Annotated in this window: 14 protein-coding genes; 13 read left to right on the top strand and 1 reads right to left on the bottom strand. The window is 50.1% G+C overall.

Going from position 1 to position 17,958, the window contains the following annotated elements; translation table 11 throughout:
* Nucleotides 1-35: 35 nt before the first annotated feature.
* The 7 genes from E6W40_RS26340 (at nt 36) to E6W40_RS26310 (ending at nt 8,074) form a co-directional block, all read left to right on the top strand.
* On the top strand, nt 36-1,532 hold the full coding sequence (locus tag E6W40_RS26340) for a VWA domain-containing protein (RefSeq protein WP_136608575.1): 1,497 nt from the start codon (nt 36-38) through the stop codon (nt 1,530-1,532).
* 57 nt (nt 1,533-1,589) lie between these two features.
* The gene (locus tag E6W40_RS26335; protein WP_136608574.1) at nt 1,590-2,309 is read left to right on the top strand and encodes an N-acetylmuramoyl-L-alanine amidase family protein; all 720 of its coding nucleotides are present in this window, start codon (nt 1,590-1,592) and stop codon (nt 2,307-2,309) included.
* A 59-nt stretch (nt 2,310-2,368) separates the two neighbouring features.
* Complete coding sequence (locus tag E6W40_RS26330; RefSeq protein WP_136608573.1) at nt 2,369-2,836, top strand: acyl-CoA thioesterase; 468 nt, start codon at nt 2,369-2,371, stop codon at nt 2,834-2,836.
* Between the two features lie 132 nt (nt 2,837-2,968).
* On the top strand, nt 2,969-3,637 hold the full coding sequence (gene rnhA, locus E6W40_RS26325) for a ribonuclease H (protein ID WP_136608572.1): 669 nt from the start codon (nt 2,969-2,971) through the stop codon (nt 3,635-3,637).
* A gap of 368 nt (nt 3,638-4,005) precedes the next feature.
* Nucleotides 4,006-6,084 (top strand): GxGYxYP domain-containing protein, encoded by a 2,079-nt coding sequence (locus tag E6W40_RS26320; RefSeq protein ID WP_136608571.1) that lies wholly within the window; start codon nt 4,006-4,008, stop codon nt 6,082-6,084.
* Between the two features lie 288 nt (nt 6,085-6,372).
* Nucleotides 6,373-7,416, top strand: coding sequence for an alpha/beta fold hydrolase (locus E6W40_RS26315; protein WP_246073203.1), 1,044 nt, complete (start codon nt 6,373-6,375; stop codon nt 7,414-7,416).
* Between the two features lie 67 nt (nt 7,417-7,483).
* Nucleotides 7,484-8,074: a TetR/AcrR family transcriptional regulator gene (locus E6W40_RS26310; protein ID WP_136608569.1), complete on the top strand. Its 591-nt coding sequence runs from the start codon at nt 7,484-7,486 to the stop codon at nt 8,072-8,074.
* 131 nt (nt 8,075-8,205) lie between these two features.
* On the opposite strand, the gene E6W40_RS26305 is transcribed toward E6W40_RS26310, so the two are convergent.
* Nucleotides 8,206-10,185 (bottom strand): beta-galactosidase trimerization domain-containing protein, encoded by a 1,980-nt coding sequence (locus E6W40_RS26305; RefSeq protein WP_136608568.1) that lies wholly within the window; start codon nt 10,183-10,185, stop codon nt 8,206-8,208.
* A gap of 206 nt (nt 10,186-10,391) precedes the next feature.
* Here E6W40_RS26305 and E6W40_RS26300 point away from each other — a divergent pair, with 206 nt between their 5' ends.
* The 6 genes from E6W40_RS26300 to E6W40_RS26275 all read left to right on the top strand — a co-directional run bounded on the left by E6W40_RS26300 (nt 10,392) and on the right by E6W40_RS26275 (nt 17,909).
* Nucleotides 10,392-11,261: an AraC family transcriptional regulator gene (locus tag E6W40_RS26300; protein WP_136608567.1), complete on the top strand. Its 870-nt coding sequence runs from the start codon at nt 10,392-10,394 to the stop codon at nt 11,259-11,261.
* Nucleotides 11,262-11,298: 37 nt separating this feature from the next.
* Nucleotides 11,299-12,990, top strand: coding sequence for a sensor histidine kinase (locus E6W40_RS26295; RefSeq protein ID WP_136608566.1), 1,692 nt, complete (start codon nt 11,299-11,301; stop codon nt 12,988-12,990).
* Nucleotides 12,978-14,519 carry a response regulator transcription factor gene (locus tag E6W40_RS26290; RefSeq protein ID WP_136608565.1) on the top strand — a complete coding sequence of 514 codons (1,542 nt, stop codon included), beginning with the start codon at nt 12,978-12,980 and terminating at the stop codon, nt 14,517-14,519. The genes E6W40_RS26295 and E6W40_RS26290 overlap by 13 nt, the downstream gene beginning before the upstream one ends.
* A gap of 136 nt (nt 14,520-14,655) precedes the next feature.
* Nucleotides 14,656-16,107, top strand: a complete 1,452-nt coding sequence (locus E6W40_RS26285; RefSeq protein ID WP_168929062.1) for an ABC transporter substrate-binding protein — start codon at nt 14,656-14,658, stop codon at nt 16,105-16,107.
* A gap of 61 nt (nt 16,108-16,168) precedes the next feature.
* The gene (locus E6W40_RS26280) at nt 16,169-17,074 is read left to right on the top strand and encodes a carbohydrate ABC transporter permease (protein WP_136608563.1); all 906 of its coding nucleotides are present in this window, start codon (nt 16,169-16,171) and stop codon (nt 17,072-17,074) included.
* 16 nt (nt 17,075-17,090) lie between these two features.
* Entirely contained in the window at nt 17,091-17,909 is an 819-nt protein-coding gene (locus E6W40_RS26275) for a carbohydrate ABC transporter permease (protein WP_136608562.1), read from the top strand.
* Nucleotides 17,910-17,958 lie beyond the last annotated feature (49 nt).

Here is a 17,958-nt window from a genome sequence, read left to right as displayed (position 1 = left end):
TTTTAATCGATTAGAGCCAAAGGAGCTAAACAACGTTGCAATGTCCAAAATGTAAATCCAACGTGGCTGACCATGTGAAATTCTGCGGAGTGTGTGGTACAGCCATGACTAAGGCTTTTGAAAAATCAGGGCCATCCAAGAAAAGGGGATTGTGGATCGGCATCGGCATTGGCATTGGTGCCGGATCTTGCATCATACTAGGTATGGCCATCATTATTATTTTACTGTTAATGAACGACAAACAAGAACCAGTAAAAGATCAGTTGGCTGCGGCACAGCCTGCTGCGACGCCGGGAGATGCAGCCGCAGCGACAACGACAACCGTGGCCAACACAGGAACAGAAGCGGTGACGGTACCTGAAGTTCCGGCTCAAAAAGTGCAGCTTCGGATCAATCAGGTCGACACATCCCGTTACCCGCTCCTGGATCTTTATCTTTCCGCGACAGATGAAAAAGGCAGCAAGATCACGAAGCTGGAAAACAAAGGCCTATCCATAACGGATAACGGCAAGCCGGTTTCCCTGCAGAACAGCTCGCTTCGTTATATGAGCGGCGGCAGCGAACCCTTCTCCATGAATCTGCTGATTGATGTCAGCGGCAGTATGGAGGGTGAGAACATCGAGCGTACGCAAGAGGCGGCAACCGACTTTTTGGATCATATTCCGGTCAATGAACGGAGCCGGGTAGGACTCATCTCTTTTGATACGAATATTTTTGTGGATCAGGATTTTACCAGCGATAAGCAGCTGCTGAAAAATGCCATACGCGGGCTTCAGGTGGATAACCAGACGGCTATTTATGACGCGCTCAGCACGGCTCTGATCCGCACCAGCAAACAGGAAGGCGCCAAAATGATCATTGCCTTCACGGACGGCATGGATAACAGCAGTTATACCTCGCCAGAGGAAATTACGGAATTATCGAAGAAGCTGGGCATTCCTATTTACATCGTGGCCCTGGGCAACGAAGCGGACTTGAATCCATTGATCCGTATTTGTGAGGATACAAGAGGCAAATTCATACGCATCGACAGTATAAGCGAGCTGTTCAAAGCCTATCAGTCTATCTATACGCAGCAGGAAGAACAGTTCAAGCTGTCCGTGCGCATGAGCGATCCGGCAACGGACCAAAGCTTTCATGATCTCAAGCTGAGCATTCATAATGAACAGTATATGGGAGAAGGCATGGTCTCTTATCTTCCGGATTATGCGATTGATTATAATATCTACCGGGATTATTCATACGCTGGTGATGATAGTTTCCTTTTCGCGGACAGTGCGAGCAGATATTTGACCGATGATGATCTTCGGAATTTGTCGCTGGGCGAGCTGGCGATTGCCAGAAATGAGATTTTTGCCAGACATGGGTATTCGTTTAAGAGAAAGCAGTTTGCCCAGTATTTTGAAAGCAAGAGCTGGTATACGGCCAATCCGGGCTATGATGGCAGCGACAGCGTGCTGAATGACGTGGAAATTTCCAACTATCGTCTGATCAAAGCATGGGAAGCAAAAAAGAAACCGGCTAATACGTAAGGCGCGCGTAAATCGGCCTCGGGTAGGTTCATTCAGAATAAAAGGGTGATAAAAAAAATGAAAAAATGGTTGGCATACTTGCTTATGCTGGTGCTCATGGTAACATCGGTTCCTATGGCTGCGAGCGCGGCTTCCACGGATAAGTCTGCTTTGAAAGGGAATGTTGTCGTCATTGATCCAGGTCATTCTGAGAAAGGCAACAAAGGTAAGGAGAGTGTATCTCCAGGCAGCAAGACGATGAAAATCAAGGACCCGGGCGGTGCTGTGGGTGTCCGCAACAAAACCCCTGAATACAAGATTAATATGGCGATCGCATTGAAGCTGAAGAAAAGGCTGGAGAGCCAGGGAATCACTGTCGTGATGACGAAAACCAAAGATTCCGAGAATCCCGGCAACCGGGAACGGGCGGAAATCGGCAACAGTCACCATGCGGATCTGGTCATCCGTATTCATGCGGACTCGGTAACGAACCAGGAGGTTCATGGATCAACGATGCTGGTGCCGGCGTCTGTCGGGTATGCCAAGCCGATCGCCGCAACCAGCAGGAAATACGGTGAGGTTATCCAAAAGGCACTGGTTGGCACGGCGGGGATGAAAAACCGCGGGATTGTCGAACGCAAGGACCTGACCGGATTTAATTGGTCCAAGGTTCCGGTGGTGCTGGCGGAAGTGGGGTTTTTGTCCAATCCACAGGAGGATTTGAAGCTGAACCAGGCAAGCTATCAGGAGAAAATTGCCGAAGGCCTTGAGAAAGGCATTGTTCAGATTTTACAATAAGAAGGGTAATAAACATCAAGGCAGTAAGTAGTATATTTTTCTCGAGAGGGGCAGTAGACATGCGCAAGGAAAGCTTCATTCAGCCGAACCCTGAAAACTGGTTGAAAAAGTTCCATTTTTCCATCCCGATCAAAGTGCGTTATTGTGAGACGGATATGCTGGGACATGTGAATAATGTGAGTTATTTTATGTATTTTGAGCAGGGGCGCATTGAATATTTTGAAAATCTGGGCTTGTTCGACTCGATGTTTGGCGGAGAAAAGGTAGCCGTGGTCGCGGATTTGGAATGCCAATACCTGGCGCAAATGTACCGTAGTGACAAGGTGAACCTTCATGTACGGGTGGCGTCGATCGGAAGATCGTCCCTGGATGTGGAATATGCCGTAGTGGTGGAAGATACGCTGAAGGCAGCAGGACGAGGAGCCATCGTACTGATTGATACGGCAAGCGGGAAAAGCACCCCGCTTCCGGAGGAGGTCCGCGAAGTCATCGCTGCTTTTGAGAAGGAAGGTTTAGGCGAAGCCTGAGAGACTGAAAAGGCTTTTTGGCAAAAGCACCTGTTTGCGGCAGGTGTTTTTTTGTGAGAAGATACTAAGGGCGAAATGATCGATTCTAGAAAAAAGAGTATGCAGCATATTTTCACTTAAGGAGTTTTACATATGGCCAAATCCAAATTTTATGTGGTATGGGAAGGAAAGAAGCCGGGAATCTACACAACGTGGGCGGAATGCCAAGCACAGGTGAACGGCTATACGGATGCAAAATATAAATCCTATGAATCCCGGGCAGACGCCGAGGCGGCCTTTAAAGGCGGCTGGAAAGGGAACTGGGGCCAAGGCAGCAAATCCTCCTCATCATCCAAAGGAAAGGCCAGCAGCGGCAAATCTGCCGGCAGCCGGTCGTCTGCCGCGGATCAGGAAGAGATCATTTATGACAGCATCTCCGTAGATGTCGGTACCCGCGGCAATCCCGGACCTGTGGAGTATAAGGGCGTAGATACGCAAACGGGAGAGATCCTGTTTTATGTGGGGCCGGTAGAGAACGGTACGAACAATCTCGGAGAATTCATCGCGATTGTACATGGCTTGGCATATTTGAAACAGCAGGGCAGCACGAAGACGATCTATACCGATTCGAGAACCGCTCTCGCCTGGATCAGAAACAAGAAGCCAGCAACAACGCTCGCGAGAAACGAGTCCACACGCAAGATTTGGGAGCTTACCGACCGTGCGGTTCAGTGGCTGCAGGACAATAAATACGAGAATAAAATCCTCAAATGGAACACCGAAAAATGGGGAGAAATCAAGGCTGATTTTGGGCGGAAATAAAAACGCGTCGATGAAGGCACAGGGATATGAAAGCAAAAACAGCCGCCGGCTCTTTGGAGCCAGGCGGCTGTTCCTATGGAACGGAATCTGCTTCAGAATATAGCCCGGACGACATGGTGTAGATTGTCGATATTTGGCATGAACATTCGGAACAAAGCACTAAGCGAATGGACCGACAGGGCTATTTTTATTCAACATATTGTAAAATCATATTATATATATTAAATATAGATTATATATATTAGCTGTGGAGGAGATCTTCGATCCATTCGGCGTTCAGCATGCGGGAGATTTCGGATTCGGGCCGGGAGGAAAGATGTTTCTTTCATCTGCCAACCAAATCATCGTAAAGTTGAGGTGTATTGTTTATGCTTCGTAAGTTTACCACGGTTTGTCTCACTGCAGTCTGCGCGCTGTCCATCTCCATGGGCGCATCCGCCGAGCCGGCGCCAAGTTCCTCATCCTCGCCCGGAGGCATCAGCGGCATCAAGTGGCCGGAATCGAAAGCGCTCCCAACCTTTGCGAAGGTGAAGCGTCTGGACGTAGCGGATGTTTATGATGCCCCTGGTGACGTCAAGATTATGCTTGCGACCCTGCAGGGCATCGTCAACAGGAACCAGCCCCGAGTTTATTTGCTTGAAAACCAGGAAGAAGGCAAGATGACCTGGCTGAACGATCTCAAGGTACCTTATACGTTGCATAACGATCCATGGGAACTGATGGCCGAATTTAAGAAGGAAGTGAAGGGAATCATCGTCTACGATCCAAAGGTTCCGGACAGCATCAACGTGGCGACAACCCTTGCCGGACTCAAGGATGCGGTGGTAGCCAGTCCGGAGCTCAGCGCCAGGCTGACGGCGGCTCCTTACAACCTGAAAGTGCTCGATGATTTGCAGGGCAAGTTTAAGGATAAGATGGATGCCTACACCTGGCAGTACGAGAACTTGTGGAAGCAGACAACGCACCGGATGCTGATCGGGCTCAGCCCGGATACGTCGGTGAAGCTGCCTCCGGGACTTCCGCAGTCGTTCAAGGCGGTAGCCGAGGAGAAGACGCAGGAGCGGGATGCGAAGAACCGCCAAACCTACGACATGGATCTGACATCTTTCCTAGGCACGGATGCGGTATACCTCCGCTTTGAGGATGCGTTCCAGCAGGATGGATGGGGCGCGGCCGTTCATGAAGTGACCGTGAAGGCGGATGGCCAGACGATTGCCCGGTTCGTGCCCGGAACCGACGACGAGAAGCCTTTCCTGTACGACGCCCAAGAATCGCAGCTCTCCAGCGGCAGCGGAGGACACCGGTTCGCGGATAACGGGCGGTACTTCGTCTACGGGTTTAAAGTACCTGCAGGCACGAAGTCGTTGACCGCTTCGGTCGACATGTGGAACCAATTTAAGGTGTACGCGGGCAACGAAGCTCCGCCTTCTTCGGAACAGAAAGAGCCGTACGGTTATCTCCGCGATTATGCGGTTGCCAATAAGGCGATGGTTTTCTGGTTGGGCTCCAATACGCCCGAGCAAAAGGCATTGTTTGATAAAATCCTGTCCGATGTTCCTGCAGGCACGCCATACCTCGGCTGGTTCAGCAATGATACCGAAGGGGAATTCAACGGGGTTGAGCTGCTGTCGAACCACAGCATCTACGTACTTGCTGCCGATTGGTTCAGCAATCTGACGGTATTTTCCGGTACGGATAATAAAGGGCAGGGGCCGCTGCCGTCGGATAAGGTCAAGACGCCGAAGCTCGAGAACAAAATTTATGTGACGTACACCTTCAGCGAGGGCGACAACTTCCAGTATAACCAGCACCGGCTGCGCAATTTGTGGGATGACCCGAACCGCGGCCAAGTGCCGATCAACTGGACGTCCAGTCCGCTGCTGTATGACGGGGCACCGGCGATGCTGAACTACTACAGAAGCACGGCAACCGCGAATGACCAACTGATCGCCGGACCTTCCGGCGGCGGATACTTCTACCCGAACGCCTGGCCGGAAAAGACGCTTCCCGCATTTCTGAAGGAGACTTCCTCGTACCTGAAAAAGACCGGCATGACCGTACCTTACGTGCTGAACCGCATCGCGAACCAAAACGTCCCGCTCAGCGATTCAGTCATCAAAGCGTACGAGGACAACTACCGTCCGAACGGGCTGTTCCTGAGCTGGGAGGATCATTTCGGCGTGGACATCCTGAAAGGGAATCTGCCGGTTTCGACGATTCAGGGCATTAGTACCGTAGAGGACGGGCGAAAGATTCTGGCGGAAGCGAAAGCGAAGTGGGACGGCAATTCCCCGCTGTTCGTATCCCTCGGGCTGCTCGCCTGGAACATGACGCCGACCGATGTGGTGAAGCTGACGGATTCTCTCGGACCGGAATACCAGCCGGTGCTGGCTGACCAATATTTCTCCCTCATTCGGAAAGCGAACCATTTGCCAACGAATCCTTAAAATCTAGAAAAGTTAACAAAAAGCGGTCAATGCCAAAAGGCGTTGGCCGTTTTTTTGGTTCAAGATATCAGAAAGTATAAGATTCGAAGCGAGACCTTCCTGATATCGCAAGAAAAACAACATCTTGATGCGGTCTGTCTCCTTAGAAAGTACGTCGATAGACGTTTTTCTTATAAACAGAAAGAAATGTAAATTACCCGTTGACAACGGATCCGAGATTCCATTATCTTAATAATAATTAATGAGTGAGTAACTCACTCATCATAAAAATGAAAGCGGGGAATTGAAATGAACAATGCTTTGGTTCAAATCGTAATGCGGAAAAGAAACCAACGGAAGAATGCGCAGCTGCTCCGCTTAACAACATCCGAAGGCATCGCCGAATCCGGCTTTATGCGTATTGGCGGGATCGATCAATGGGTGAGCATTCGGGGAGAAAACCGGCGCAATCCGGTGCTGCTGTTCATTCATGGCGGACCGGGATCGGTGTATTCAATTTTCAGTCCGCTGCTCCGATCCTGGGAAAAGGATTTTACGATCGTGCAGTGGGACCAGCGGGGAGCGGGAAAGACCTTTCGGCGCAGCGGCAAACAAGACAGAAGATTGTTGACCTTCGACCGGCTGGCGAAGGACGGGATCGAGTTATCCGAGTATCTCTGCAGCAGGCTCCAGCAGCAGCAGCTTATTCTGGTGGGCAGCTCGGCGGGCAGCCTTACCGGCATCATGATGGCTAAGAGGCGTCCGGATTTATACCACGCTTATGTAGGGACGGATCAGAACGCTCCTGATCCCGAACATGTTGGCCATCAACTTCTGCTGGATGCTTTTCGAACGACTGGCAACAAGGAGGGAACAGCGCTGCTTCAGCGAATGGGGACCGATCCATTCGCCTGGAACAGTAAGGATGTGGATAGACGTAATCGTCTTATGGTGAAGGCGATCCGCGGCGTTCCCAACATGATCACGGATTTGATCATGCCTTCAATGCTGCCATCGCCGGAACATACGCTGGGAGATATGATGGATCTGTTTAAAGGGATGAATTTTTCCGCCGAAGCGCTTCATGAAGAAATGATCCATTTTGATTTTGACAAGATCGGATACCGCTTCGAGCTGCCCGTGTTCATTGTTCAAGGGGATTCGGATTTTATTACGCCAACGGCAACGGCCAAAAAGTACCTCGACCGCATTGATGCCCCTTATAAAGAGTTCGTTCTCATCCATCAGGCAGGGCATTTGGCGTGCTTTGCCCGGCCGGAACAGTTTCTCGGTGTACTGCAGAAGCATGTCCTGCCCCTGGCTATGGATGCTGAAGCGAAGCAAGTACGGTGAACCCAGCCGGAACATCATGGTACAATAGGAATAAGTCATTTTTCGAGAGATGGGAGTTCGGAATCTATTGTCGCCATTGAAAAAGGAACAGCTTGCCCAAATCCGGGATGAGAGGAAAAGTCAGATCCAGCAGGCCGCATTAAAGCTTTTTGCCCGCAGCGGCTTTGCAGGAACGAAGACCAGCATGATCGCGGCGGAAGCCGGTGTGAGCGAGGGACTGATATACCGGTATTTCACGTCCAAGGATGAGCTGTTTACCAGCATCGTCCGGGAACTGATGGAGGAAGGGCAGAGAGAGACGGGGAATGTGCCAAGTCTGCCGGGTACGCCTTATGAGCAGATTAAGGCGCTGACGGAGAATATGCTCAGCGAGAACAAACTTGCTTTTATGCTCATTCTCCGCGCCATCCGCAGCTTTAATGTCATTCCAAAGGACGCCGCGGATATTTTAAAGGAGCATTCGGCGGACGCCATGATCGCGCCGCTGATTCCTTTGTTTAAGCAAGGACAGGAAGCGGGGGAGCTTGCCGAAGGTGACCCTCAAGAGCTGCTTCATCGGTATTTCCACATCGTGAACGCTTTGATCATCGAGGAAGTGGATGAGAATCCGTACGGAATGCCGTCATCCGATATGCTGATGAAGATGTTGAAAAGGTAAGGCAATCCGAAGCGATGGTTGAAGGCGCAAAAAAGGCAGGCCCGAATGTGACGGGGCCTGCCTTTTTTGGATTTCGCCGATATAAAAGCGAATTGCGATGCTTTTATGCACGTTTATCCACTAGATCAGCTTTACAATTCTTTCTCATACGCCAGCACGACCATCTGATGACATTCCAGCTCAGGAATGGTATACATCACCCGATCCCCTTTTTGCGTGAAATCCAGCGGCGTCATCTGCGGAGCCAGATAAACCTGCTGTACCTTTTCCGGAATCCTCAGATCCATGGCAATGTTGTACACAGGCAAAATATCCTCGATGATTTCAATGCCGTCTCCTCTTTTTACCGGTGATGCGTACAAGGTATGCTGCACATAGCGGGATTTGTCCACTTGCTTCTGCAGGGTTGCCGAGCCTTGGGCTTGCAGGGCAGTGCGCATGGAAGGCTGCGGCAGCAGACGGCTCAGCGCGAATAATACGGTTTCTTTCAGCGCCAGGCTCCCTTTGGTTGCATAATCCTCAAATACATTCCAGGCGATGTATATGCCATTGGCGCTTTCTACCATTCCCGGTCCCCCATAATCCCCGCTGTCGGGCGTATGCTGATGGGAACAGAAGGTAAAGGAATCCCGGTTGAAATAAGGGTTTTCCCTTTTGCCGAGCTCGGTTCCGTTTTCGGTCAGTTCTACCTTTTGACCTGTTGAATAGAAAATAAATGCGGCCTCCCCCAAATGATCAAGGGGCTGCAGAGGACGGTAGTAGTCGGGCTGGTATGGATTGATTCCGATATGTTTTACTCCAAGATCGAGAGCAAAAGTATCAGAGTCCGCCTGCAGACCTGATTCCCCTGTCACGAGCAGTCGCCCACCCTGATCGATAAAGCGATGAAGTTTGGATTGAAGCGGCTCATTGATCCGCACATAGTCGGGCAGAATGATCACCTGATACGAATCAAAATCACTTTCGAGATCGATGACATCAAACAGGATATTCCCTTCGACGAGCATCCGTACAGCACCAGCATCAGATTGGCCGGTAAAGCTGTCATGGCCTCCATCAGCGGTGTGGGAACCAGCGGCTTCAACAGAGAGAAGGGCAACATCAGCTACATGAACCGTATCTTTGCACCATTCTTCCTTCGCTTCCACTTCCGCATAAGCTCTACCAATCAGACGGTAGGTCGCTTCATCCATCTGGCCGAGCGGATGCAGCTGGTCACCGATGGAACAAGCTGCGCCATGCGCAAGACTGAGGGCCGTTTCATAGCGAAGGGCATTCGGATGCTTGTAGCCCCCGAACTCCCCCCAGCTGGTATGGAACTTTCCGGTCATTCCTAGAAAAGGCATGCCGAGCGGCTGTGCATATCTTGCCGATAGCGGGAAGTGGTCGTAGCCCCAGCCTCCTGTTGGCAGTGACTCCAGCTCCAGATGGGTGTTCATGCGTGCTAAATCACGGCGTCCGCGCCGAATATGGCCGCCATTATGGAAAATGGGCAGACCAGGCTTATAGATATTCACGGTTTCAAAGACCTGATTGGTATAGTTGGCGTAGGTTTCCTCCCACAATGGACGCATGGCGTGGATGTCCCGCGGGTCTATTCCTTTTGCCCGGGCTGCAGCTGTACAGCTTGCACAGTAGCATTCCCTCACACCTACGATATCGAGAAAAATACCATCCGCGTCATAGTTTTGTACAACCTCAGCTATTTGGGACAGCAGTATACCGAGATAAGGCGTGTTCAAGCACAGCTGATGATATCCGGGTCTGAACAGATCTTCGCCATCCGCGTAACGCGGACGGATCCACCATTCGGGATGACGGACCGCCAGCTGCTCATCTAACCCTGCAGATAAATACACGGGAGTTTTAACCCCGATTTCATGGGCGGCTTCGATCATGGCACCAAGAAGATCGAAGGAAAGTCCCGGATGCATCAGGTTTGCCTTGGACGGATGATAGGCCCAGCCATGATGGCATTTGGAAAAAATGGTGATGGAGTCTACATGTCCTAGCTTCAGCATCTGCTGAAATTGTTCCTTTTCAAAGCGGCTGCCGATATGGTCTATGGCCTCCGAGGTGTGAAAATCGAGATGAACCTGGCGAAAACGCATCGTGTAATCCCCTTCCTGGTTTCCGAAAAAGTTGTTTCTTCCATAAGGTAACGGAAAAAAAGATATTGGACTACATGAAATAGCGACTTTAACTAGTACAATATCGACTTTGGATTCATGACCTATGCCTTGCGGGGTGCTAATATATAACTAAAATGGACTATTCATTAAAACAATATCGATGCAAACCAAAGGAGGGGTTGTTCATGAAATGTCTGGAGCTTGCAATTCCGCCGCTGCCGTCACTTCTGACCGTAGGTCATGCGGTATGGATGCCGGGGAACTGTCATTTTAGACGGTCATTTGATGTATATGACGTGATTTTCGTGAAGAGAGGCGCTATGTACATGCAGGAAGATCAGGCGGAGTATACGGTACAGGCAGGGCAATTGCTTGTGCTTGAACCCGGAAAAACACATTCCGGCACAACGCCTTGTACAGAAGAGACGGAGGTATACTGGGTACATTTTAAGCATCCGGCTGCGCTACGAACGCTGAATGCCGAAGATATCCCATGGTCAGCGGTTCTTCCACAGGGCAGAGACAGCGATACCCTGCCATCGGATCAGACGATGTATCTTCCGAAGCATGGGACGGTTCCCTTTAGCCGGCTGCAGCCGACATTAGACCGTATGGTTCAGCTGCATATGCAGCTGTCCGTGGAGCATTCCCTCCAGCTTCAATCTCTGTTCTGCGAGCTGCTGGAAACACTTCAATCGGAGGCCAAAGCGAGACCGGGATCACCCTCGTCAGCGCTTGCCCGGGAAACGGTAGGTTATCTGCAGAAGCATTGGATGGAAGCCTTTCACTCCCAAAAGATGGAGGAGGCTCTGCATTTTCAATTTGACCATATTACGCGCTGCATGAAAAAAAATACGGGTATGACGCCGCTTCAATATGTGCATCATTTGCGGATCAACCATGCGGTAATCCTGCTTGAACAAACGACGTACTCTATCCAGGAAATTGCTGAGCGTGTGGGTATACCCAACGTGAGTTTTTTCGGAAGGTTGTTCCGCGAGCGCATCGGTATGCCGCCCGGACAATACCGGCTCCGAAGGCAATATCAATTGTAGGAGACAGGGTACCAGAACCAAGGGAGGGATCCTTATCATGCGAAGGCTGTGGAATCATATCAATTCGAAGCTTTTTTACAAGATGCTCATTATTTACTCGCTTCTGACCGTTATTCCGCTGGCCCTGGTGACAGGGCTATTTTATTACCGTTCCATGCAAATTATCGAAACAAAAATCCGTGAATCCAGCAAACAAAACATTGTGGAGACATCCGACAAGCTGGATGAAATGCTGAACAGTATCGATCAGAAGGCTAAAAATATATCGATCCAGCGTGAAGTGGAAGCGCTGCTCCGGAACAGCAATGACAGCACACTATATCCATTAAGCGATCTGGATCAAAGGGTATACCAATCGGAGGTCAGATCCTTACTGGACCGGGAAAGGGAAGCGTACGGACTGATCGATTCCATTTATATTTTCAACAACAGCGGTGATATGTACACCAGCACGAATGCATCTGGATCGGAGTCGGACAATGCGCTGGCCGGAATAGCTCATCTAACTCCAGGGCATATGATATGGGCACCTTTTATTGACCAGGGACGCATGATATCAGCCATGGAAATATACGATCAACGGAGCGGGATCAAATACGGATTGCTGGCTATCACATTGAGCACGAAAGGGATGTCTGAGGCGCTGGCCTCCTACAAGCAGGGAGCATTTTTTATTACGAACCTGAACGGACTTATTCTGGCTTCTACAGACGAGGCACAGATTAACACCCTCTACAAATCGCTTGGAGCAGGACAAAGCATCATCAACAAACGTACATCGATTTACTCTTCATATAACTACATCAGCCACATGCCCAAAAATGCCTTCGGCAAGGAAATCCGAGAGCTCGCATACTACGCCGTTCTGATCACTGTGATCACCTGGCTGGGGGTGCTGGTGCTTACCATTGGTATTCTGAGGCATATCACGAGTCCCTTGCTGCGGCTGAACCGGCTGATGCGCAAGGCGGAAAGGCAAATTTTCGAGACCATTTCAGGTATCCATACCACCGATGAAATCGCTCAAATCTGCCGCAGCTACAACAGTCTCATTACTCAGATGAAGAACCTGATTGAAAAAGTATACAAAGTAGAATTGGTCAAAAAGGAAGCGGAGCTATCCGCCATCAAAGCTCATATCAATCCCCATTTTCTATACAACACCCTGGAATCCATCTCCATTATGGCTAAAGAATCAGGTTTCGACTCCGTTCCGAAGACCGTCCAGCTTTTGTCCAAAATTCTGCGTTTCTCGATCGCGCCGGGTCTGGATTATGTTCCGCTTGAGACAGAGATTACCTTTGCCGTTTACTATCTCCAGCTGCATCAGCAGCGCTACCATGACAAAATCCAGTGGGAAACTGATATTGCAGAGGAGCTGCTGATGATTCATGTTCCCAAGCTGCTGCTTCAGCCTATTATTGAAAATGCCGTGATTCACGGTATCCAGCAAACGGACCGCCAGGGATGGATTAGCATTCGGGCATACGAATATCAATACGATCTTGTGCTTGAGGTGGAAGATAACGGACCCGGTTACAAAAGTGACGACAGCTATCGCTCCGAAGGTTTGGGTACGGGACTGGCAACGGTCAACCAGCGGATTCAATTACTGTATGGCGAAACGTATGGACTCACAATCAAAAAAACAGATGCAGGCATGGGAACTGTTGTTAGAGTCACCATTCCCATGCAGTTTATGGAGGAGGAGCTAGCATGCGAATTATGATCGTAGATGATGAAGCGGTAATCCGGGATAGCCTGGCTCATCATCCTGTCTGGAGCGGGATGGGATGTGAGATCGTTGCGGCAGCCTGCAACGGCAGGGAGGCTCTGGAGAGTATTTCGCTCACCAGACCGGATCTCATCATCTCGGATATCCGGATGCCCGTGATGGACGGACTGGAACTTGCCGAAAAGGTACGCATGATGTACCCTTCGATCTTTGTCATATTCGTCACGGCATTCGGTGATTTCGAGTATGCCCGGCATGCGATTAAGCTGGGCGTGGCCGATTTTATTACGAAGCCCGTGCAAATCGAGGAAGTGATTCTTGCGGTGGACTTGTTGAAGCAGGGGGTTCGGCATTTGAACGAGGACATGAGGTTGCGCCAGGAAAAGTGCCTACAGTCACTGTTTGCAGGTGAACGGCCGGATCCCGCTGATCCTGCTTACGCCGAATTATGCGGGAGAGAGCTGCTCCTAATGTCGGTCGAGGTGGACAATATCGAGCTGCTGCATCATACCGGAAAGCCTGTCTCCATGCTGGCCCTTCGGGAAACGGTGTGCTGTATGTTGAAATATCATCCTTTTCCTTACTGGACATACCTTGAACCCAAAGGGATTGGAGTGCTTCTCATCGGGCATGAGATATCCGCAGATGAGTTTAAGAATGCCGGTATCCGAATGGCAAGGGAGATCGTCACCGCAGCTGAAGGGTCATTTGGTCATACGGTTTCCATGGGGATCAGCGACTGCCTCACTTCTCCAATAGAACTAGGGCATGCGAAGGAAGAAATCCGGGAATGTCTGGATTACAGGATGCTGCTCGGCAAAGGCTCCGTTGTATCACGCGATGTGATCACGATTCTGGAGCGGCAGCAGATGGAGGTCGAAGCTGCAAGAATGCGGGAGCTGTCCGTAATCATCCGCCAGAGCGATACCGCGGCCGTTAAGGATTTTCTGCGGTCTATATACAGAGAAATGCTCAGTAAGGGACTGAACAAATCACAGGTGCAGCGATATGCCACGATGCTCGTGAACGAAGCCAGCAGCATCATGGAAGAGTACATGCCTGCCAATGGGAAAGAGGGGCTTGGGGATGTCCATAAAAGCCTCCTGTCCTATGACACGCTCAAGGATCTGATGGCCTATCTGGAAAGCCTGCTGACACAAGCCGCGCTGCAATGCCGGACCGGAGAATATCATGCAGCGGCCAGAGTGCTGAAAGGGGTAACCGATTACCTTGAGGCCCATTATCAGGGTGAGATTACGCTGACATCGCTTGCGCAGCATTTGCATATGAACCATTCCTACCTAAGCCGCCTTATCAAAAAAGAAACCGGACGCAACTTCCGTGACTTGCTGTGGGAACACAGAATCGAAGCGTCCAAGGCGCTGCTGAAGCAGAGCGGCATAAAAGCCTATGAGGCTGCTTATCAAGTCGGATTCAAGGACCCGGCCCATTACAGCCAATTGTTCAAAAGAATGGTTGGTGTCACTCCGACGGAATATCGCGAATCCATGCTGGCGAAGTAAGTATTTTGATCTAAAACATTAAATAGTCAATTCCAGCCTAGTCAGGTAAAGCACAGATATGTCGTTTCCATGCAGAAGCACCTATACTTCGGGATAAGAATGATGCAGCTTCATACCAAGAAAGGAGTTCATGCACATGTTCAAACGTAAATATGGCTTTATGATCGCCTTCTTCACATCCATCATCCTGCTGCTGAACGCGTGCTCGGGCGGAGGCGGTGGGCAGGAACAAACCACCGGGGAAAATAAGGGCCAGGAGAAGCCAGCGGAAAAGCAGTGGGTCATAAAAATTGATCCGCAGAACAATCTGCCCAGAAAAGCGACGGCAACCGATCCGCGTGAGATTAAAGCGCTTACGGAGATTGTGGCCGAATATGAAAAGCTGAAGCCCAACGTCAAAATCGAATTCGTCGACGTGGGCAATCAGGACCGCAGTGCCTGGATGCAGGCCCGAATGCTGTCCAAGGATGCACCGGATGTGTTCTGGGATAACTACGATGATACATGGCTCCATTATCAGAAGGGGTGGTTCCTGAAAATGGATGACTGGCTGCAAAAACCGAATCCATATCAGAATGATACGCCTTGGAAGGATATGTTCGTGCCAGGCATTCTGGATTCGGTCAGAGCTCCCGACGGGGCGCTGTATGTTGTTCCGGCAGATGGTGTCGGGGTAGCGATTTACTACAATAAGAAAATATTCAATGATCTCGGACTCGGCATTCCGAAAACCTGGTCTGAGTTTATGGATGCGCAAGCCAAAATCAAGGAAGCAGGCATTACACCTTTTGCCGTTGAAGGCAAAGGCGATTGCTGTCATTTACACTGGATTGATTCATTAATGAGCAGCCAGTTTTATATGGGGAAAATTACAGATATGGACCGCAATAATAACAATAATCTGGAGGTTAACGAGATTGCGCTCGCGGTTCAGGACGGGAAATACCCCAATCAGGAGCAGCTGTCCCAGCAGTGGAAGCTGGTGAAGGATTGGTCTCAGTACTGGAACAAAGGCTTTACGAGCGCAACGGATTCGCTGCAGATGTTTGCACAGAGCAAGGTGGCCATGATCTTCGGCGGCAGCTGGACGAACGGGCAGCTGAAGCAGGCAAAGGTTCCATTTGAATTCGGGGCTTTTAATTTCCCGGTCATAACACCACAGGATGCGTCACTTGCAACTGGAAAACAGACCAAAATTTACGGTGCGTGGGGCGCATTGCAGTGGCTGGTACCAGGGTATCTGGCCAAAGAGGATCCGGAGAAAATTCCGGTCATCATGGATTTCCTGATGTTCCTCAGCAAGCCGGAGAACGTCAGCAAGGTTGATCTCGAGTCCGACGGTGAGCCGAATATCGTGGGGGCATCGCCACCGCCAGGTCATGAAGTATTCCACGAGGATATGGATATTGCCAATATGCAGGGCTATAATTCCCGTCTCGACAAATCCTATTCGAATGTATTCCTGGCTTCGCTCCAGACATATTTGACGGGATCGGATTCCCTGGAGAAGTTCACAGGCAGGGTAATCGAGCAATCGAAGAAATCTTCGGAGAACCTGATTAAGCAAAATCCGGATTGGACGAAGTAATGCAATTCATTAAACTTGCGGGAGAGGTCTTCAGCCTCTCCCGCACAAAGGGGTGGCATCCATGAAGACCCGTGGCTTGTATGGCATGAAGCGATGGATTCCCTATCTGTTTCTTGCACCCACGATGATCTCCCTGCTAACGTTCAACTATTATCCGGCGCTGTCCGCACTTTATTATTCCTTTACAGACTGGAACGGCTTTAATGCGCCCCATTTTATCGGTTTTGATAATTTTGTGGAGATGGTGAAGTCCCTGGATTTTCAGACCGGTTTTGTCAATATGCTGATCATTACCGTATTCTCGGTCTTTGTTTCCGTTACGATTCCCGCCATCGCCGCGGAGTTCATATATAAAATCCAAAAGGCCAGGCTCCAGCATTTCTACCGGTTGATGTTTGTGTTTCCGCTTGTGATACCCGGGATGGTCATTTTGCTGCTCTGGCAGTTTCTTTTGAATCCGGAAGTCGGCCTGATTAATTCGGTTTTGTCATCGCTTGGGGTAAGCAAGGAACAGCTGCCGCTTTGGCTGGGCTTGCCCGACACGGCGCTGGCTTCCTTTATGCTCATCGGATTCCCATGGGTGAACGGTGTGGGGGTGCTGATCTATCTTGCAGGGTTTCAGAACATTCCGAGATCGGTTATTGAAGCTGCTAAAATGGACGGTGCCACGGGCTGGTCACTGATATGGAGAATCGAAGTACCGCTGATAACCTCTCAGATCAAGCTGATTGCGATTCTGAATATTATCGGAGGTATCCAGGCCTTTCAGAATCAGCTGGTTCTTACAGGAGGGGGACCCGGTTATTCAACGACGGTTCCGGGCTTCATTATGTATCAGTCGGCGATGAGCGCGAGCAGATTTGGCTATGCAAGTGCGATCGGGCTCGTATTGTTTGTTCTTATTTTTATTTTCACGCTGCTCAATAACAAATACATGAAGTCGGATACGGAATACAGTCCGGATTGAGAGGGGGCGGCTCCATTTGAAAGTTGATAAGGGAGTATGGATCCGAAATATTGTGCTGATCATTCTGGGAGTATTAACCTTTATCCCGCTATTGATGCTCATCAATCTATCCTTCAAGGATGCGAATCAGTTCAATTTGCACCGCTGGACGGTCACCTTTCCGTTCACACTGATCAATTACAAAGATGCCTGGTCAGCCATTTCGGATTATATCTGGAACAGCTTCATCATTAGCGGGGTAACGGTGATCGGCGTGCTGGTCTTTTCCTGCCTTGCGGCGTATCCGCTGGCGCGGATGAGCTTTTTTATGAAAGAACAGATCTATTTCCTGATTATTGCACTGTTGATGATTCCAAGCGTGCTCAGTCTGGTACCTTTATTCGGGCTGGTGAATAAGTTTCATCTGGTTGACAGCTGGCTTGGGCTTTGGGGTCCGTACATTGCAGGAGGACAAGTCTTTTGCATCTTTGTGCTTCGTTCATTTTTCGCCTCGCTCCCGGAGGAGATGTTTGAAGCTGAGCGGCTTGACGGGGCCGGAGAGCTCCGGATTCTGCTGACTATCGTTATGCCGCTGTCTAAGTCGATTATTTCAACGCTTGGCGTTCTCAATATTCTGAATACATGGAATGATTATGTGTGGCCGCTGATGGTCATTAACAACGCCAAGCTGAAGCCGCTCACACTCGGGCTGGTATCCTTCCAGCAGCAGTTCGTCACCAATTATGGACCGCTGTTCGCAGGCTATGTGATTGCTTCGATTCCGCTGATCATCCTGTTTATCTTTGCAAGCAAGCAGTTTGCCGAAGGATTGGCAGGCAGCGCCATGAAAATGTAGCCGGGTGCATATGAAAAGAGTCATGCCATGGGATCTGTTTATCAGATGC

Origin of the sequence: Paenibacillus dokdonensis (genome assembly GCF_004916975.1) — a bacterium.
GTDB classification, from domain to species: domain Bacteria; phylum Bacillota; class Bacilli; order Paenibacillales; family Paenibacillaceae; genus Paenibacillus_AQ; species Paenibacillus_AQ dokdonensis.
The sequence above is the reverse complement of the archived record's forward strand: the minus strand, read 5'-3'. Positions and strand labels throughout refer to the sequence as shown.